The 16,205-nt window shown below is 70.0% G+C and carries 14 protein-coding genes; 8 read left to right on the forward strand and 6 right to left on the reverse strand.

Features of this window, described 5'->3' with window-relative positions:
* Window positions 1–14 precede the first annotated feature (14 nt).
* On the forward strand, window positions 15–1,403 hold the full coding sequence (gene tolA / locus MKK50_RS16790) for a cell envelope integrity protein TolA (protein WP_499023931.1): 1,389 nt from the start codon (window positions 15–17) through the stop codon (window positions 1,401–1,403).
* Window positions 1,404–1,481: 78 nt separating this feature from the next.
* Window positions 1,482–2,822, forward strand: a complete 1,341-nt coding sequence (gene tolB / locus MKK50_RS16795; protein ID WP_253368354.1) for a Tol-Pal system beta propeller repeat protein TolB — start codon at window positions 1,482–1,484, stop codon at window positions 2,820–2,822.
* Between the two features lie 918 nt (window positions 2,823–3,740).
* Here tolB and MKK50_RS16800 read toward each other — a convergent pair.
* On the reverse strand, window positions 3,741–4,376 hold the full coding sequence (locus tag MKK50_RS16800) for a glutathione S-transferase N-terminal domain-containing protein (protein ID WP_253368355.1): 636 nt from the start codon (window positions 4,374–4,376) through the stop codon (window positions 3,741–3,743).
* A gap of 200 nt (window positions 4,377–4,576) precedes the next feature.
* On the opposite strand from MKK50_RS16800, the gene MKK50_RS16805 reads away from it, so the two are divergent.
* From MKK50_RS16805 to gltX, 6 genes are all read left to right on the forward strand, one after another.
* On the forward strand, window positions 4,577–4,828 hold the full coding sequence (locus MKK50_RS16805; RefSeq protein ID WP_253368357.1) for a hypothetical protein: 252 nt from the start codon (window positions 4,577–4,579) through the stop codon (window positions 4,826–4,828).
* Window positions 4,829–4,993: 165 nt separating this feature from the next.
* Window positions 4,994–5,428, forward strand: coding sequence for a DUF4345 domain-containing protein (locus MKK50_RS16810; RefSeq protein WP_499023933.1), 435 nt, complete (start codon window positions 4,994–4,996; stop codon window positions 5,426–5,428).
* Complete coding sequence (locus MKK50_RS16815) at window positions 5,425–7,461, forward strand: FUSC family protein (RefSeq protein WP_499023934.1); 2,037 nt, start codon at window positions 5,425–5,427, stop codon at window positions 7,459–7,461. The genes MKK50_RS16810 and MKK50_RS16815 overlap by 4 nt, the downstream gene beginning before the upstream one ends.
* An 8-nt stretch (window positions 7,462–7,469) precedes the next feature.
* Complete coding sequence (locus tag MKK50_RS16820; RefSeq protein ID WP_253368363.1) at window positions 7,470–7,664, forward strand: DUF1656 domain-containing protein; 195 nt, start codon at window positions 7,470–7,472, stop codon at window positions 7,662–7,664.
* The gene (locus MKK50_RS16825; RefSeq protein ID WP_499023936.1) at window positions 7,661–8,731 is read left to right on the forward strand and encodes an efflux RND transporter periplasmic adaptor subunit; all 1,071 of its coding nucleotides are present in this window, start codon (window positions 7,661–7,663) and stop codon (window positions 8,729–8,731) included. Before MKK50_RS16820 ends, MKK50_RS16825 begins: the two co-directional genes overlap by 4 nt.
* A gap of 56 nt (window positions 8,732–8,787) precedes the next feature.
* Window positions 8,788–10,137, forward strand: coding sequence for a glutamate--tRNA ligase (gene gltX / locus MKK50_RS16830; RefSeq protein WP_499023938.1), 1,350 nt, complete (start codon window positions 8,788–8,790; stop codon window positions 10,135–10,137).
* Here gltX and MKK50_RS16835 read toward each other — a convergent pair.
* The 5 genes from MKK50_RS16835 to MKK50_RS16855 all read right to left on the reverse strand — a co-directional run bounded on the left by MKK50_RS16835 (window position 10,134) and on the right by MKK50_RS16855 (window position 16,153).
* On the reverse strand, window positions 10,134–10,913 hold the full coding sequence (locus tag MKK50_RS16835) for a class I SAM-dependent methyltransferase (protein ID WP_499023940.1): 780 nt from the start codon (window positions 10,911–10,913) through the stop codon (window positions 10,134–10,136). The genes gltX and MKK50_RS16835 overlap by 4 nt on opposite strands.
* Window positions 10,910–11,401, reverse strand: coding sequence for a VOC family protein (locus tag MKK50_RS16840; RefSeq protein WP_499023942.1), 492 nt, complete (start codon window positions 11,399–11,401; stop codon window positions 10,910–10,912). Before MKK50_RS16840 ends, MKK50_RS16835 begins: the two co-directional genes overlap by 4 nt.
* 88 nt (window positions 11,402–11,489) lie before the next feature.
* Window positions 11,490–12,704 (reverse strand): MFS transporter, encoded by a 1,215-nt coding sequence (locus tag MKK50_RS16845; RefSeq protein ID WP_253368373.1) that lies wholly within the window; start codon window positions 12,702–12,704, stop codon window positions 11,490–11,492.
* Between the two features lie 72 nt (window positions 12,705–12,776).
* Complete coding sequence (locus MKK50_RS16850; protein ID WP_499024093.1) at window positions 12,777–14,996, reverse strand: OmpA family protein; 2,220 nt, start codon at window positions 14,994–14,996, stop codon at window positions 12,777–12,779.
* Between the two features lie 158 nt (window positions 14,997–15,154).
* Entirely contained in the window at window positions 15,155–16,153 is a 999-nt protein-coding gene (locus MKK50_RS16855; protein WP_253368377.1) for a DUF2865 domain-containing protein, read from the reverse strand.
* Window positions 16,154–16,205 lie beyond the last annotated feature (52 nt).

The raw sequence follows: 16,205 nt of genomic DNA on the forward strand, positions 1-16,205 counted from the left end.
CGGAGCAAGGCACCGTGGCTCTGCGCTGGCCCAATTCACTCACCGAGCCTTTCCGAAATCGCGAACCCGGCGTCTGGATCTCGGCCGCGGCCCATGCTGCCGTGCTGGGCGCCGCCCTGTTCGCCGTCGCCGCACCGGCCATGCCGGACGCGCAGGAAGGCGTGCCGGTCGAGGTGCTGACCGAGCAGCAATTCTCCGAATTGACCCGCGGCGAGCGCAACGCGGAGAAGCCCGAGAACACCCCGAACCGCGCCGATCGCGTGGCGGAGAAGCACGAGCAGCGCGAGCCCGAGAACGCCAAGACCGACGCACCCGCAGCCCCCACCCGAACCGCCGATACCCGCCTCGCCGCCGTCGATGCGATGCCGCTGCGTGCCGACTCCGCCGACCCGGTGAAGGAGGAGGCGGAAGCCGCCGCGGCCAAGGCGGAGGCCGCCAAGGCCGAAGCCGAGAAGGCGGCTGTGGCCAAAGCCGCCGAGGCGAAGGCTAAGGCCGAGGTCAAAGCGAAGGCGGATGCCGCCGCCAAGGCCGAGGCGGCAAAGGCCGAGGCTGCCAAGGCGGCCGAAGCGAAAGCCGTCGCAAAGGCGGAGGCCGAAAAGCGCGACGAGTTGCAGAAGCTGGTCGAGCGCGAGCAGGCCGAGGCGGAAGCCGCCGCCAAGGCGGCCGAGGCGAAGGCCAAGGCGCGCGCCGAGGCCAAGGCGAAGGCCGACGCCAAGGCCAAAGCAGAAGCGAAGGCCGAGGCGGAAGCCGAAGCCAAGGCTGAAGCGAAGGCCAAGGCCGAAGCGGCGGCAAAGGCGGAAGCCGAGGCCGAGCACCGCAAGCAGGTCGCCGAAGCTAAAGCCAAGGCGGATGCCGAGGCGAAGGCAAAAGCCGAAGCCGCCGCGAAAGCAAAAGCCAAGGCGATGGCCGACGCCAGGGCGAAGGCCGATGCCGAGGCCAAGGCGCGCCAGCAGGCGGAACTCGCCAACAGGGCCAGCCCTGGCGACAGCCGCGAGACGCAGACCCGCGCTGCCTCGCAATCGACCGGCTCGACCGGCCGTGAGGTCCAGCGCACGGCCTCGCTCGGCGCCGCTTCCGGCACCGCCCAGCGGCTTTCGCCGTCCTTGCGCGACGCCCTCGTCGGCATGCTGCAACAGCAGATCGAGCGGTGCTACTCGGCGCCGCCCGGCGCGACGCAGGGCGTGGTGCTGCCGATGCTCGACATCCGCCTCAATGCGGACGGTTCGCTCACGACGGAGCCGCGAGTCATGCGCGCGGGCAACAACTCGGTCGATCAGTCGATTGCACAGGCCGCGCTGCGGGCGGTGCGGCGCTGCGCGCCCTTCAAGATCCCGGCCCAGTACGCGCCGTATTACAACGACTGGAAGGCCATCAACGCCGAGTTCGAGTTCTCGCCCGTGTGATCCGCCGGCTCGACCCGCCGATCCACCGCGTCATCGGCCTTTCTTTCTCGCATTCCCCGAACGACCTGGACTTGTCCCATGCCTGGAACAGCCTTTACCCGGCGCGCCCTTCTGCCGGCCTTCGCGGCCGCGCTCGGCGTCCTTGCCCTGGCGCTGCCCGCCGCGACTCCGGCGCAGGCGCAGCTTCAGCTCCGCATCGGCAGCGGCGCCTTCCAGCCGATGCCGATCGCCATCGCCGACTTCGCCGGTGATGCCAGCCTCGGAACGCTGGTCGCCAGCGTCATCACGAACAACCTGCGCCGCTCCGGCTACTTCACGCCGCTGGAGAAGGGGCGCTTCCCCGAGAATCCGAGCTTCGACGCAGCGCCGAACTTCGAGGCCTGGAAGGGCGCGGGCGTCCAGGCGCTGGTGACCGGCCGGGTCGGGCGTGACGGGTCGGGCCGGCTGACCGTCGCCTTCCGCCTGTGGGACGTGGCCTCGGGTCAGCAGATCACGGGCCAGCAATACGGCACCGACGTCGCCAATGCCCGCCGCACCGGCCATCTCGTGTCGGATGCGGTTTACACCAAGGTCACCGGCCTCGGGGCCTGGTTCGACAGCCGCGTCGCCTATGTCGACGAGTCGGGTCCGAAGGAGAACCGCCGCAAGCGCCTGATGGTGATGGATCAAGACGGCGCCAACGTCCGCGCGCTGACCGGGAGCGGCGACGTCTCGGTGGTGGCGCCGCGCTACTCGCCGGCGGGGCAGGACATCGCCTTCATGACCCAGGCGACGGGCCAGCAACCGAAGGTCCAGATGATCGATCTGGAGACCGGCAAGCGCCAGACGGTCGGCAACTTCGCCTCGATGAGCGCGAGCCCGCGCTTCTCGCCGGACGGGCGCCGCCTCGTGATGAGCGTGCAGCAGGGGGGCAACGCCGACATCGTCACCGTCGACATCGCCTCGAAAGCACAGACACCGGTCACGCAGGGTCTCGCGATCGACACCTCGCCGAGCTACGCGCCGGACGGCAGCCAGATCGTGTTCGAATCCGACCGCGGTGGCTCGCAGCAGATCTACGTGATGGGCGCCGACGGCTCGAACCCGCGCCGACTGTCCTTCGGCGAAGGCTCGGCCTCGCAGCCGGCTTGGTCGCCCCGCGGCGACCTCATCGCCTTCACCCGCCAGCGCAAGGGGGGCTTTGCCATCTGCGTGATGAAGCCCGACGGCTCGGGCGAGCGGGTGCTGACGGAAGGCTTCCACAACGAGAGCCCGACCTTCGCGCCGAACGGCCAATACGTGATGTTCTTCCGCGATCCCGGCGGCCAGGGCGGCGGCAAGCTCTACATGGTCGACATCACCGGCAAGGTGGAGCAGCCGGTGCCGACCCCGTCCTTTGCCTCGGACCCGACTTGGTCGCCGCTGCTGTCGGGCAAGTAGGCGAGCCGGGCGCGGTCGGTTTCGTCGCCGCGAGACCGGCGACGAACATCAGCCGGACGCGCACAGAGCACGACCGAAGTCTCGCAAGGGCGGACCGGCAAACCCACACTGCCATTGCAAGCCGAACGGCTTCGCTGCGACGGCACGGCCCGCGCTGAAATCCGCGCGAGCCTCGACGGCCGGCACGGTGAAGACCTTCGCACTTACGATAGAAACCGCGGCGGAAGCGGTCCGCAGGTGGGGCTGATGCGTGTTCGAAGTCGTGCCGTGTCGGCCGCTTCTGCGCCCCTAGGGATCCGCTTCCGTCCGGTGTTCGTGGCGGGCCACTCAATCCGAGACCGAACGGGTTCTCAGACTATCGTTGCGGCTTCATGCTGCGGTGGAGTCATCCCTGTCTCCTCCAGCTTTCGTCAACAAACCACGCGAAGATCACGCGGTTACTTGGCCGATGTGCTTGCGAATGCGAAGCACGAATGTAGACTGCGTCCGTATTGACAGGCCGTCAAGCGGGAATTTGCCGCCAAGCCTTCTGATTTTTGTATCAACGAATGCTTGGTGGGTAAAATCGTTCGTCGGCAACGGCTTACGGCCGGCGATGCGAAAGGCCTGCCCGCATCGGGCGGGAAATCCGCGCCGGATCGGTCGCGACCGCAAGCCGCGTCCCCTCGAGGGCGGTTCTCCGGCGAACCTACGACGTCACCGCACGCGGCGGCAGGCAACCCGATCACGGGGGATCGCTGCCACCGGCGGACACAAAGCAGCATCAATCGTCGGCGAGATTGGGGAGCCTGTCCTCGCCTCTACCCCCGGCGCCAGGACGGGCCCGCGGGCCGGCCTGAAGCTCCCCGGCAGGTGTGCCGGCCCGCGGACAAACAGGCCCTGGCCGGCAAGCCTCGGACCTTTCGGATGCCCCCGGCGTCAGATCGCGGTGAGGCCGCGCTGCACCGCCGGCCGGGCGAGCAGCGCGTCGAGCCAGCGGCGGACGTTCGGCAGTTCCTCGATCGCGATCCCCTGCTTGCCGTGGAACTTCGCCCAGGTCAGCGCGGCGATGTCGGCGATCGAGTACGCGTCGGCCAGATATTCGTGGTCGGCAAGCCGCCGGTCGAGGACGCCGTAGAGGCGTTTGGCTTCCTCCGTGAATCGATCGATGGCGTAGGGGATCTTCTCTTGCGCGTAGATGCGGAAATGGTGGGCCTGCCCCAGCATGGGCCCAAGTCCGCCGACCTGCCAGAACAGCCACTCGTCCACTGCGGTGCGGGCGCGCTCGTCGCTCGGATAGAGGCAGCCGGTCTTGCGTCCGAGATATTGCAGGATCGCGCCCGACTCGAACACCGAGATCGGCGTGCCTCCCGGCCCGTCCGGATCGACGATGGCCGGGATCTTGTTGTTGGGGGAGATGCCGAGAAAGTCGGGCGCCATCTGCTCGCCCTTGCCTATGTTCACCGGTACGACCCGGTAGGGCAGCCCGCACTCTTCGAGCATGATCGGGATCTTCCACCCGTTCGGCGTGCTCCAGGTGTAGAGTTCGATCGGCTGCGCCGTCGTGACCGCCATGCTGGCATCCCGGAAAAGCGGGCCCGCGCCCATCCTCGGTTCACGAGGTAGCGCGGAACGGCCCGGCGGCTCAAGCCGAAGGCCAAGCTCGCGCTCAGTCGTGCGCAAGTTGTAGAGGGCGCTTGCTCTTTGGCCCTTGATGCGGCTGTGATGCGGCGTGAACGGCGAAGCCGCCGAATCCAACCCGCCGGAGTCGCCCGATGCTCTCTCGTCTCCTCGCAGCCGCCCTGCTGGCCGCGCCGCTCCTCTTAGCCCAGGCCGCGGTGGCCAAAGAGACCGGTAAGGAGACGGGCAAGGAGCAGAGTGTGGCCCAATCTGCTGCGCGCGAGCGGCAGAAGAAGTGCGGCGCCGAGTGGCGCGCGCTTTCTGCCACCGAGAAGGCAGCTCAAGGGCCGAAGTGGCCGCAGTATTATAGCAAGTGCGTCAAACGCCTGAAGGAACAGAAGGCCTGACGCGACGGCAGCAGGGCTCTGCAAATTTTCGAGCCGAGCCCCGCGTGAACCGAACGGCCTTGGCCGTGTTGCCTCGCCGACCCGTCCCCACGGGCTCCTGCGCGGAAGCAGATGACCGGTTCCGCGCGGGATCGCATTCACTCGAAAAGCGAGAGCCGCACCGATATGGAGCGTGAACGCCGCATCCTGCAGCGCACGGTGGCGGTCGTCGCCATCGTCCCCGTCCTGGCGGGGCTCTACGGCGTGCTGTTCGGCATCGACGGCATCGGCGGCGGCACGCTGGTCAACGTCTCGGCCGACAGCCATTTCCGTTACCTCTCGGGCCTGCTGACCGGTATCGGCATCCTGTTCTTCACCTGCGTGCCCGGCATCGAGGACAAGTCGCGGCTGTTCCGCTTCCTCACCCTCGTCGTGCTGCTCGGCGGGATGGCGCGGCTGCTCGGGCTCGCTCTCACCGGCGTGCCGTCGCTGACCATGCTGGCGGCGCTCAGTCTCGAACTCGTCGTCACGCCGCTGCTCTGCCTGTGGCAGATGCGGGTCGCGCGCCAAGCGCGGGATCAGCGGCAGGAACTGACAACCGGCATCGAGACGGCGCGGTGAGCGAGGCGGCGCAGCGGATCGGCGGCGCCGGCCTCGGCGAGCGCCTGATCGACACCCTCGACCGTTGGGTGCCCAAGCCGACCGCCTGGGCTTTCGCCATCCGGATCTGGCTCGCCATGATGCTGGCGCTCTACGCCGCGTTCTGGCTCCAGCTCGACAGCGCCTCCTCGGCCGCGGTCTGCGTCGGCATCCTCGCACAACCGAAGCGCGGCCAAGCCCTGTCGAAGGCCGGCTACCGCTTCCTCGGCACCGTCGTCGGCGGCATCGTCGGCATCGTGTTGATTGCCCTGTTTGGGCAGGATCGCGTGCTCCTGCTCGTCAGCTTCGCCTGCTGGCTCGGCCTCTGCGTCTTCGCCGCGCAATTCCTGCAGGATACCCGTGCCTACGGGGCGATGCTCTCCGGCTACACCGTGGCGATCATCGCGGTCGCGCATATCGATGCGCCGCAAACGGTGTTCGATGCCGCCATCGGCCGCGTCGCCGCGATCGCCGTCGGCATCGTCGCGATCACCTTCATCAACGATGCGCTCGCCTCGCCGAGCACGTGGCGTGCCTTGCTCCCGCGCCTCGCCGCAGCCCATGCGGCGGCCAAGGCCTTTGCCCGCGAGAGCCTGACGCAGGGCGATCCCGGACCCGAGCGCACCGCCGCCCTGATCCGGCAGATCGCACCGATGCGGGGTGACGCCAGCGCCATTGCGGGCGAACTCGACGACGGCGTGCACCGCGCCGCGGGTGCCCGCAGCGCCATCGCCGCGCTCTACGTCCTGGCCGCAGCGAGCCGGGCGCTCGCGGCCGCGATGAGCCGCACCGCCGAACCCGGCCCGCGGGTGCGGGAGGCGCACGCGCTCGCCCTGCGCGCGGTCTCGGAGGGCGAGGGAGGGGCCCCCGAGGCGCTGGCCCGCGACGGCGCGCGGCTGCGCGACCTCGTGGATGCCGGGATGTGCAATCCCGGCGCCGCCCTCGACGAGATCATGGCGCTCCAGCGCGCTCTGGACGTCGTCAACGCCGCGACCTTCGCCGAGGACGGGGTGCGCGCCCTCTCGGACGGCCACGAGCCCCTGCGCAACATCGCCCTGCCGACCCATCGCGACTTTCAGGTCGCCCTGCGGGCGGCGTTGCGCGTGATGATCGCGTTCGGCCTTGCCGCCGGCCTGTTCATCCTGCTCGGGCTACCGCAATCCTCCTTCGCGCTGGTTCAGGTCGCGGCGACCTGCTCCCTGTCCTCGGTCACGCCCGATCCGCGCAAGTTCGCGCAGGGCGTCCTGATCGGCATGCCGCTGGCCGCCCTCTGCGCCGGGCTCATCCTGTTCGTGATGCTCAACGGCAACCAGGGCTTTCCCCTGCTCGCCATCGCCATGGCGCCGCCGGTCTTCTTCGGCTGCCTCGTCTCACTCCACCCGCCGAGCTTCACCATCGGCTTCATCACCCTCGTGTTCACGCCGGTGCTGCTGGCGCCGGAGAACCCGCAATCCTACGATCCGCAAACCTTCCTCGTGAACGCGCTGCTGGTCGTCTTCGCGGCGGTGATCCTGTTCCTGACGATCCGCCTCGTCCTGCCAATTTCCGCCTCGCAGCACCGTGCCTTCGCGCTTGAAGAGGCCCGTGAAGACCTCGCCGAAGCGCTCGCGGGGGAGGGGGGCGACGCCACCACGCGTACCAGCCTCAATGCCGACCGATTGTACCAATTCACGGCCTGGAATTCCGGCAGCGGCGCGGTCCGCCGGGCAAGCCTGCACCATGCCTTCGCCGTGGCGCAGCTGGAGTCCGCCGCCGCGCGCGCGCACGCCCAACTGCGCCCGTTGAGCGAGGTATCCGGTCTCGCTCCGCTGATTGGTCAGGCGCGCGAGGCGCTCGCCGCCGCCGGCTCGCCCGGTCTCGACCGAGCGGCGCGGGCGTTGATCGTCGAGGCACGCGTGCAGGACCGCACCGTGCGCATGCAGATCGCACGCGCCGCCACCGACCTCGCGACGGCCTCGCGCGTTATCGGGCGGCACGCGCGTTTCTTCCGGCGCCTCTCCCTTCCCGGTTCCTGACGTTCCCCATGCAGCACGACCTCGCCATCGGCGGAATCCTGATCTCGCCCTTCGTCGCCTACGCGCTGATCGCCTTCGCGCTGCTGGTGGCACTGCGGGTCGTGTTTCGATGGATCCGGTTCGGGCGCTTCGTCGCCAACCCGCCTCTGGCGGAAGCGGGGATCTACGTCTGCCTTCTCGCGCTCGTGGTGGTGCTCCTGTGAAACGCGACGACGACGGGCTGGCCGATCGCCCGCAACAGGATCACATCCCGACCAGCGAGGTGCAGTCCGACGAGCCGCGCAAAGGGCGGAGCCTGGCCGAGGCAACCCCGATCAGGCGGCGTCGGCGAGGAGCACGCCTGCTGAGGCTGGCCGCTACCGGCCTCGTCCTCGCCTTCGCGGCAGTGGCAGCCACGATCGTCTGGCAGTTCTACGTGACCGCGCCCTGGACCCGCGACGGGCGGGTCCGCGTCCAGGTGGCCAACATCGCCCCGCAGGTGGCCGGCACCATTATCGAGCTGCGGGTCACCGACAACCAGGAGGTGAAGAAGGGCGACGTCCTCTACGTCATCGACCCGTTCGACTATCAGGAGGCGGTGGTCTCGGCCGAGGCCGAGATCAAGAACCGCGAGGCCGACCTCTCGGTGAAGCAGGCGCAGTCGGCCCGGCGCGCCGCGCTCTCGACGGTCTCGACCTCGGTCGAGGAGAAGCAGCAATACGCGGGCACCGCCAAGATCGCCGAGGCGGCGCTGGAGACCGCCAAGTCGCAGCTTTCGCAGGCGAAGAAGAATCTCGAACGCACGCAGGTGCGCTCGACCGTGAACGGGCGCGTCACCAACCTGCTCCTGCGCATCGGCGACTACGCGCAGACCGGCACCGCCAACGCACGGGTGATCGACACCGATTCCTTCTGGATCGACGGCTACTTCGAAGAGACCAAGATGGCGCATATCCGCGTCGGCGCCTCCACCGAGATGGCGTTGATGGGGTACGGCGCCTCGCTGAAGGGCACGGTCGAGAGCCTGACGCTCGGCATCTCGACCGCCAACGCCGCGACGAGCACGCAAGGGCTGCCGAACGTCGATCCGGTCTATACCTGGGTGCGGCTGGCCCAAAGGGTGCCGGTGCGCATCCGCATCGACCATGTGCCGCCGGAAGTGACCCTGGTGGCGGGCATGACCGCGACGGTGGTGGTCGGCGACGGCCGCGAGGGCCAGCCGGCCTGGGTGAAGGCAGCGCGCGACTGGATCTTCGGTCGGACCGAGCACGGGGCGGAGCCGAAGAACTGATGCCGCGACTGCGCGTGGACGGTGCGATGCCCAAGAAAATTGGGTAAGGCGGCAGCATGGCCGCTTCCCCCCTCGTCCGCTTCGCCCCCTCGCCGACCGGCTTCCTGCATATCGGCAATGCCCGGCCGGCGCTGCTGAACGCGCTGTTCGCGCGCCGCGAGGGCGGGCGCTTCCTGCTGCGCCTCGACGACACCGACCGGGAGCGCTCGACGGAGGAATTCGCCACCGCCGTGGCCGAGGATCTCGGCTGGCTCGGCATCGAGCCCGACCTGTTCTTCCGCCAGAGCGATCGCACCGCCCTCTACGACACGGCGGCCAAACGGCTGAAGGCGGCCGGGCGGCTCTATCCCTGCTACGAGACACCGGAGGAGCTGGATCGCCGCCGCAAGCGCCAGCTCGGCCGCGGCCTGCCGCCGATCTACGACCGCGCGGCACTCTCGCTGACCGAGGCCGAGCGCGCCGCCCTGGAAGCCGAGGGCCGGCATCCGCACTGGCGGTTCAAGCTCGACCACCGGATCGTGGCCTGGAACGACCTCGTGCGGGGCGAGAGCCACGTCGATTGCGCCTCGCTCTCCGATCCGGTTCTGGTACGGGCCGACGGCAGCTACCTCTACACGCTACCATCGGTGGTGGACGACGCGGAGGTCGGCGTCACCCACGTGATCCGCGGCGAAGATCATGTGACGAATACCGGCGTGCAAGTGCAGCTCTTCGAAGCGCTCGGCGCGCAGGTGCCCGCCTTCGGTCACCATAACCTGCTGACGACCGCGGACGGGGAGGGGCTGTCGAAGCGCCTCGGCCACCTGTCGCTGCGCTCCCTGCGCGAGGCCGGCTACGAGCCCGCCGCCGTGCGCTCGCTCGCGGTGCTGACCGGCTCGGCCGAAGCCGTGCGCCCGATCGCCTCGCTCGACGAACTGGCGAGCCTCGTCGATCTCGCCCACCTGTCCCGCGCGCCGGCCCGGTTCGACCCAGCCGAACTCGACGGGATGAACGCCCGCCTCGTCCACGACATGCCGCTCGAGGACGTACGCGGGCGGCTTGCCGCCCTCGGTATCCCCGCGGAGGCGGCGGAAGCCTTCTGGCTGGCGGTACGGGCCAATCTCGGGCGCGTCTCGGACGCCACCGAATGGTGGCAGGTGGTGAACGGGCCGGTGACCCCCGTGATCGCCGAGCCCGACTTCATCGCCAGGGCTGCCCGCCTCCTGCCGGAGGCGCCGTTCGGCCCCGGCACGTGGAAGGCTTGGACCGACGCGGTGAAGGCGGAGACCGGTGCCAAGGGCCGCGCCCTGTTCATGCCGCTGCGCCTCGCGCTGACCGGCCTCGACCACGGGCCGGACCTCGCGGCTTTGCTGCCGCTGATCGGGCGCGAGCGCGCCGTGCGGCGGCTGGCCGGCGAGGCGGCTTAGTCCGAAACCCCATCGGGTTCGGCCTCGATCATCATGACGTCGAGGGTGAAGCTGCCGTCGTCCTCCACCCCGAAGTGGAAGCGCACGGGCTCCGGCGCGCCTGTTTGAAGCGCGCGGATGGCGGCGACGCTCGCCTCCGGTGTGCCCATCCGGGCGACCCACGACGAAAACTCCATGCGCACGCGCCAGCGCCGGACGGCACCGGGGACGAAGCCGGCCTCCGCCAGCATCCGGCGCCATTCCGCTTCGCCGTAATCGCGCACATGCGAGGGGTCGCGCAACAGCTCCCAGGCCTGGAGATGGGTGTCGAGCAGCGGCGGCCCGGGATGCACGACATCGACGAGGCCGAGGCGCCCGCCGGGCGCCAGCACGCGATGTGCCTCCCGCAAGGCGGCGGGCACATCGCCCCAATGGTGGGCGCTGTAGCGCGAGAGCACGCAATCGAAGATTGCATCGGCGAAGGGCAGCGCCTCGACGCTGGCCTGCCGCGTGGCGACGTTTGCCAACCCGCGCCGCTGTGCTTCCGCCGTCACCGCGTCGAGCATGGCCTGCGATAGGTCGAGCGCGGTGACGGAGCGGACCTGCGGGGCCACCGCGTAGGTGACGTGGCCGCCGCCGCAGCCGAGATCGAGCACGTTCGCATGGGGGAGGGCGCCGAAGCGGGCCAAAGCCGCGAGATCCTCGCCCGCGGCATGGACGGCGCTCGCGACGTAATCGGCGGCGCGGCGGCCGAACTGGCTCGCGGTGTGGGCGTCGTGGCTCAGCGGTGGGCTCATGGCGCCTGATCTGCCCCGGCCGCAGCGCGTTCGAGAGCCGCGACATCGAGGTTCACCATTCCCTGCATGGCGGTGAAGACGCGGGCGGCCACCGTCGGATCGGGATCGGCAAGGAGGCGCGGCAGCCTCTCCGGAACGATCTGCCAGGGCACGCCCCAGCGGTCACGCAGCCAGCCGCAGGCGATCTCCGCGCCGCCCTCGGCCGTGAGCGCCGCCCACAGGCGGTCGACCTCGGCCTGATCCCGGCACGAGACCGAGATGGAGGCGGCGGTTCCGTAATCGACGGACATGCCGCCGTTCAGCGCCTGGAAGCTCTGCCCGCCCAGGGTGAAGACGATCAGGATCGGCTCGCCGGTCTCGCCGCCCGGCCAAGGGCCGGGCGCGCGCTGGGTGTAATCGATCCGCGAACCGGGCACGAGCGAGACGTAAAGGCGGACAGCCGCCTCCGCGTCCTTGTCGAACCACAGGCACGTGCTGACGCTGGCCATGTCGCGCTCTCCCACTCCGCTGCCAGGATAGCGAGCGCGCCGCCCGAAATTCAATCGCGTCGCCCGAGCGTATCGACGTCGCCCAACGTCAGCCGCCCGTGGGCGGGAGCGGCGCGAGCCGTGTCAGGCGAAGCGCGATGAGCAAAGCCGCCACGTAGAGACTGCCGAAGAAGCCCGCGACGCCGGGCCAGCCGTGATGCAGGAAGAACCAGCCGCCCGCCGTGCCGAGCAGGGACGAGCCGAGATAATACATGCAGAGATAGATCGCGGAGGCCTGCGCCCGGTCGCTCAAGGCTCGGCGCCCGACCCAGCTCGACGCCACCGAATGCGCGCCGAAGAAGCTGACCGTGACGACGACGATGCCAGCGATGATGAGGACGAGGTTGTCCGCCAGCGTCAGGGCGATCCCGCCGATCCCGAGCAGGATCGCCAGCCACAGCACCTTGCGCCGCCCCAGCACCCCGGCGATGTGGCCGGTGATGGCCGAACTGGCCGTGCCCGCGAGGTAGACGATGAAGATCAGGCCGATCACCGTCTGGCTCAGTGAGAAGGGCGGATCGAGCAGGCGGAAACCGATGTAGTTGTAGACGCAGACGAAGCCGCCCATCAGCAGGAACGGCTCGAGGAACAGCCAGGGCAGGCCGGCATCGCGGAAATGGTGGGTGAAGGTGCCGGGCACCTCGCGCCAGCGCATCCGGTGGGCGAGGAAGTGCCGCGAGGGCGGCAGTGCGAACTGGAAGGCGAGGGCCGCGAACAGCGCCAGCACGCCGATGATGCCGAGGCCCCAGCGCCAGGAGGCGTGGTCCGCGATCACGCCCGCCAGCAGCCGCCCGACCATACCGCCGAGCGCGTTTCCGCCGATGAGCAGCCCCATCGACAGGCCGATGGCGCGACCGTGCATCTCCTCGCTGAGATAGGCCATGGCGACGGCGGGCAGGCCGCTCGCGGCGATGCCGGTGAGCGCCCGCAGCACGAGGAAGCCGTGCCAGCTCGGCATCAGCACCGCGCCGATGGTAAGAAGGGCCGAGGCGAACAGCGAGACCGCCATCACCCGCTTGCGCCCCCACACCTCGGAGAGCGGGCTGACGATCAGCAGCGAGATCGCGAGCGTGGCGCAGGGCAGAGACAGCGCGAGGCTGCTCTCGGCCGGTGACACCGCAAAGGTGTCGTGAAAGATCGGCATCAGCGGCTGAACGCCGTAGAGCACCGCGAAGGTGGAGAAGCCCGCCGCGAACAAGGCGAGCGTCGCCCGGCGAAAGGTCGGCGTCCCGGCCTCGATGAACCGGTCGCTGTCGTCCGCCATCGCCGTCCCGTGTTGCTCACGCGTAACCCTCCCTCACCTGCGCCGCAGGTGGGGGAGGGTCAAGAGCCTCGATTAACGCGGTGCCGGGGGCTGTTGCCCCTCTGTCTGCTGCTGGAGCAGCGGGGTGATGCGGCGGACGGTGACGCGGCGGTTCTCACGGCTAGCCTCCTGGGTGTTCACCTTCAGGTACTGCTCGCCGTAGCCCTGCGTGGTGAGGTTCTCCGGCGGCACCTGGAAGTTCTGCGTCAGCACCGCAGCGACCGACTGCGCCCGGCGATCGGAGAGCGAGAGGTTGTCGATGTCCGAGCCGACCGCATCGGTGTAGCCCTCGATTAGGAACACCTCCTGCGGATTGTCCTTGATCGTCCGGTTGATCGCCTCGGCAATGGTCGAGAGGCGCTTGGCCTGATCGGGCGTGACAGTGAAGGAGCCGGTGTCGAAGGTGATCGTGTTGATGTCCACCGACGGCATCCGCGCACGGAGTTGCGGACTGTAGCGCACCTGATCGAGCGTGTAGCGCCGATCGAGCTTCTGCACCGGTGGGGCCGAGAGCGCCTCGTAGACGGCGCGGGGATCCGCCTGCTCGTAATCGACCACGTAGCGGTCGCGCGGGATGCGGATATCGGGCGGGGGCAGCTCCACCACGTCCTCGTAGATCGGCCGGGGTGCACCGCCATAGGCGTTGTTGATGATCACCACCTCGCGACCGTCGCGGTAGCGCCGGGAACGGCGCAGGAGCCGGCCGTCATCGTCCACGACGGTGATGATCTGGCCACCCGCCGGGCTGTCGACGTAGCTGTAGATTTCGCCGCCGCGCCGCTCGCTGCGATAGCCGCGGTCGCCGTAGATGGTGCGGAAGCGCTCGTTCTCGTCGTGGCGGATGAACGTGGTGTCGCGGTCGCGCACGATGATGCGACCGGGCTCCCGGTAATAGGTCCGGCCATCGACATCGTACTCGCGACGGTCGCGGCGGATCGTGTCGTAGTCGCGGCCGCGATAGTCGTCGTCGCGGAAGCCGCCGGGAACGTAGGCCGGCGTGCCGGGTACGTTGAAGCGCTCGCGACGATCGCCCCGGCGGTCATCGAAACGGCTGTCGTCGCGGCGATCACCGTCACGGCGATCGTAGCGGTCACCGCGACGGTCGTCGTCGCGACGGTCATCGAAGCCGCGCGGATCCGGCCGACCGCCGGGCTGGCCGGGTTGGCGCAGATCCGGCTGCGCGCCGGGCGCCGGCTGGCCGGGAACAGTCTGACCGGGCACGACAGCGCCGGGCTGGGCCGGGGCGGTAGCGTCGGGCGGCGTGCCGGGGGCTTGAACCGGGCGACCGGGAACACCGGGCTGCTGGTTCGGTGCCACCGGGCGGCCGGGGACGCCCGGCTGCTGATTCGGCGGTGTGCGACCGCCGGGCGCCTCCCGCGCGCCGTCGGGCTGGGTCGCGGAAGGTGCGTTCGGCTGATCCGGGCGGTTGGGCTGCTGCACATTCGGCGTCGCCGGACGGCCCGGAACACCCGGCCGCTGGTTCGGCGGGGTATTCGGCTGCGCCGGGTTCGGAGCCGATGGTGGTGTCGGCTGCTCCGGCCGGTCCGCATTGGGCGGCGTCGGAGCGCTCGGAGCCCGGCGCTGGGTCGGGGCGCTGTCGGGGCGATCGGCCTCGCGACCGGCAGGACGGCCCGGACGGTCCTGGCCATCACGGTCGGGCCGCTCCGGGCTTTCGCGCCGGGCCGGCGTCTCGCGTTCGGGCGCTTCGCGCCGTGCGGGTGCATCGCGGTCCGGCGCCCGCTCGCGGGACGCAGGCGCAGCGGGCCGCTCCTCGGATCGATCAGGTCGCTGGGGCGGTGTCGCGCGCTCGGGCCGGTCCGGGCGCTCCTGACGATCAGGACGCTCTTGACGTTCTTGGCGATCAGGACGCTCCTGGCGCTCGGGCCGCTCTTGACGCTCCTGCGCCGCCGGACGCTCGGGACGTGCCGGCCTCTCGGCGGGTTCGGGCCGCTCGCGGGCTGCGGGCGCTTGGCGCGGCTCGGGCCGCTCCGGGCGTTCGGGTCGGTCCGGCCTCTCCCTTGCCGGCTCTCTGGCCAGCGGGCCGCCGCGCTCGACGCCGCCGCGCTCCGCCGGGCCGGGACCACCGGGTCCAGCCGGTCCGCGTCCACCACCGCGTGGTCCCTCGCCGGCATCCTCGCGCTGCGCCAACTCGATCCGCCCGGCGTCGCCGAGAGACCGTGCCGTGGACAGATCGGACAGGACGAGTGCGGGCAACATGGTGCCGGCAAGGAGCAGCGAGCGGGTCATCCGCATGAAGTCGGCCTCGTAAAACACAATCGGCGGTTCCGAACACGGTCGGGCCGAATTGGTTCCCGATCGCGCCGACGTCCGATGGCGACCGGCCGAGGCAGGCGCTTCGTGGGCGGCGCTTCGAACGACGAGGCCGGGCTTTGCACCCGACAGAGGGGATGTCAGGGAATGGGAGTCAGGGCCGGGGGTGGAAGCAAGCTCGGCACGATGACCCGAATGGCGCTACGGCTCTCGCCGGTCGAGCCCGTCTGCTCGGCGGCGTCCTTCGCGGCCGGAGCCAGGGCGCCCTCGCGGTTGGCGGCGTCGGCCGCGAGGCCCGCCGCGGTCCGGTCGGCTCGGCCGACCAGGGTCAGGCGGACCTTGGGGGCGCGCGAGAGCTTCTCCGCCGTCATCGGGGTGACGAAGATGTCGCCCTTGTGCCGCACCAACATGCTCTCGGCCTTCACGAGCGACTGTGCCCAGGTCTGGCCCTCCTGCTTGCAGGAGCAGTCGGCGGTGAAGCTCTTGCGGAACTTGAAGGCGGTCGGCAACGCCGTATAGGCGCGGCTGCCCTTGAGCGTGGCGGCGTACTTCAAGGCGTCGTCGCCGTGGGGCATCGAGTAGGCGACCGCTTCCGTGCCGGGGCAGAGCGCCTGGCACATTTCGTCGGCCCCGCCGCGACCGTCCGGCAGGTTGCCCATCGGGAAATAAGAGCCGTCGCAGGTCTTCACGCAGATCACCTGCGGACCGCCGCGGGCCGTCTGGCCGCCGCCGGGGCTCTCCTGGCCTTCGCCGGGAATCAAGCCGGTGCAGGCGCTCGACACGGCGGCGACCAACTGCCGACGGCGGGCGGCGACGACCTCGCCATCCCCACCGCCATAGGTGGCGTTGAGCGAACGGATCCGCGCTTCGACGGCGCCGCATTGCGGGGGCCGCGTATCGAAGAACAGGAACTTGCCGCCCTCGCAGTTGAGGCTGCGATAGTAGGCCTCGAGACGCGCGACCTCGCTCTGGAGGGCCGACGCCGTCGAGGCGCTGGCGTTGAGGTTGGCGAGTTCCGTCCGGTAGCGCTGGCAGGCCCAGACATCCGGCGCGGCCGTAGCCGGCGAAGCTCCGGCAAGGGGAAGCGCGGCGAGCACGGCGCCGATCACGCGGCGAAACTGCGGTCCGATCATCGGCATGTGCGGATGCTGGGAATCTCGAGCAGGAGGTCGCGGGGGGAGGTCACGTGAG

The organism is Methylobacterium sp. J-043 (assembly GCF_022829505.1).
Classification (GTDB): domain Bacteria; phylum Pseudomonadota; class Alphaproteobacteria; order Rhizobiales; family Beijerinckiaceae; genus Methylobacterium; species Methylobacterium extorquens_A.

Bases quoted from the DNA above. Each gene is read 5' to 3' on its own strand.
- tolB (WP_253368354.1), top strand. From the start codon at position 1,482: ATGCCTGGAACAGCCTTTACCCGGCGCGCCCTTCTGCCGGCCTTCGCG.
- MKK50_RS16800 (WP_253368355.1), bottom strand. From the start codon at position 4,376: ATGGCGGTCACGACGGCGCAGCCGATCGAACTCTACACCTGGAGCACG.
- MKK50_RS16805 (WP_253368357.1), top strand. From the start codon at position 4,577: ATGCTCTCTCGTCTCCTCGCAGCCGCCCTGCTGGCCGCGCCGCTCCTC.
- MKK50_RS16810 (WP_499023933.1), top strand. From the start codon at position 4,994: ATGGAGCGTGAACGCCGCATCCTGCAGCGCACGGTGGCGGTCGTCGCC.
- MKK50_RS16820 (WP_253368363.1), top strand. From the start codon at position 7,470: ATGCAGCACGACCTCGCCATCGGCGGAATCCTGATCTCGCCCTTCGTC.
- gltX (WP_499023938.1), top strand. From the start codon at position 8,788: ATGGCCGCTTCCCCCCTCGTCCGCTTCGCCCCCTCGCCGACCGGCTTC.
- MKK50_RS16835 (WP_499023940.1), bottom strand. From the start codon at position 10,913: ATGAGCCCACCGCTGAGCCACGACGCCCACACCGCGAGCCAGTTCGGC.
- MKK50_RS16840 (WP_499023942.1), bottom strand. From the start codon at position 11,401: ATGGCCAGCGTCAGCACGTGCCTGTGGTTCGACAAGGACGCGGAGGCG.
- MKK50_RS16845 (WP_253368373.1), bottom strand. From the start codon at position 12,704: ATGGCGGACGACAGCGACCGGTTCATCGAGGCCGGGACGCCGACCTTT.
- MKK50_RS16850 (WP_499024093.1), bottom strand. From the start codon at position 14,996: ATGCGGATGACCCGCTCGCTGCTCCTTGCCGGCACCATGTTGCCCGCA.
- MKK50_RS16855 (WP_253368377.1), bottom strand. From the start codon at position 16,153: ATGCCGATGATCGGACCGCAGTTTCGCCGCGTGATCGGCGCCGTGCTC.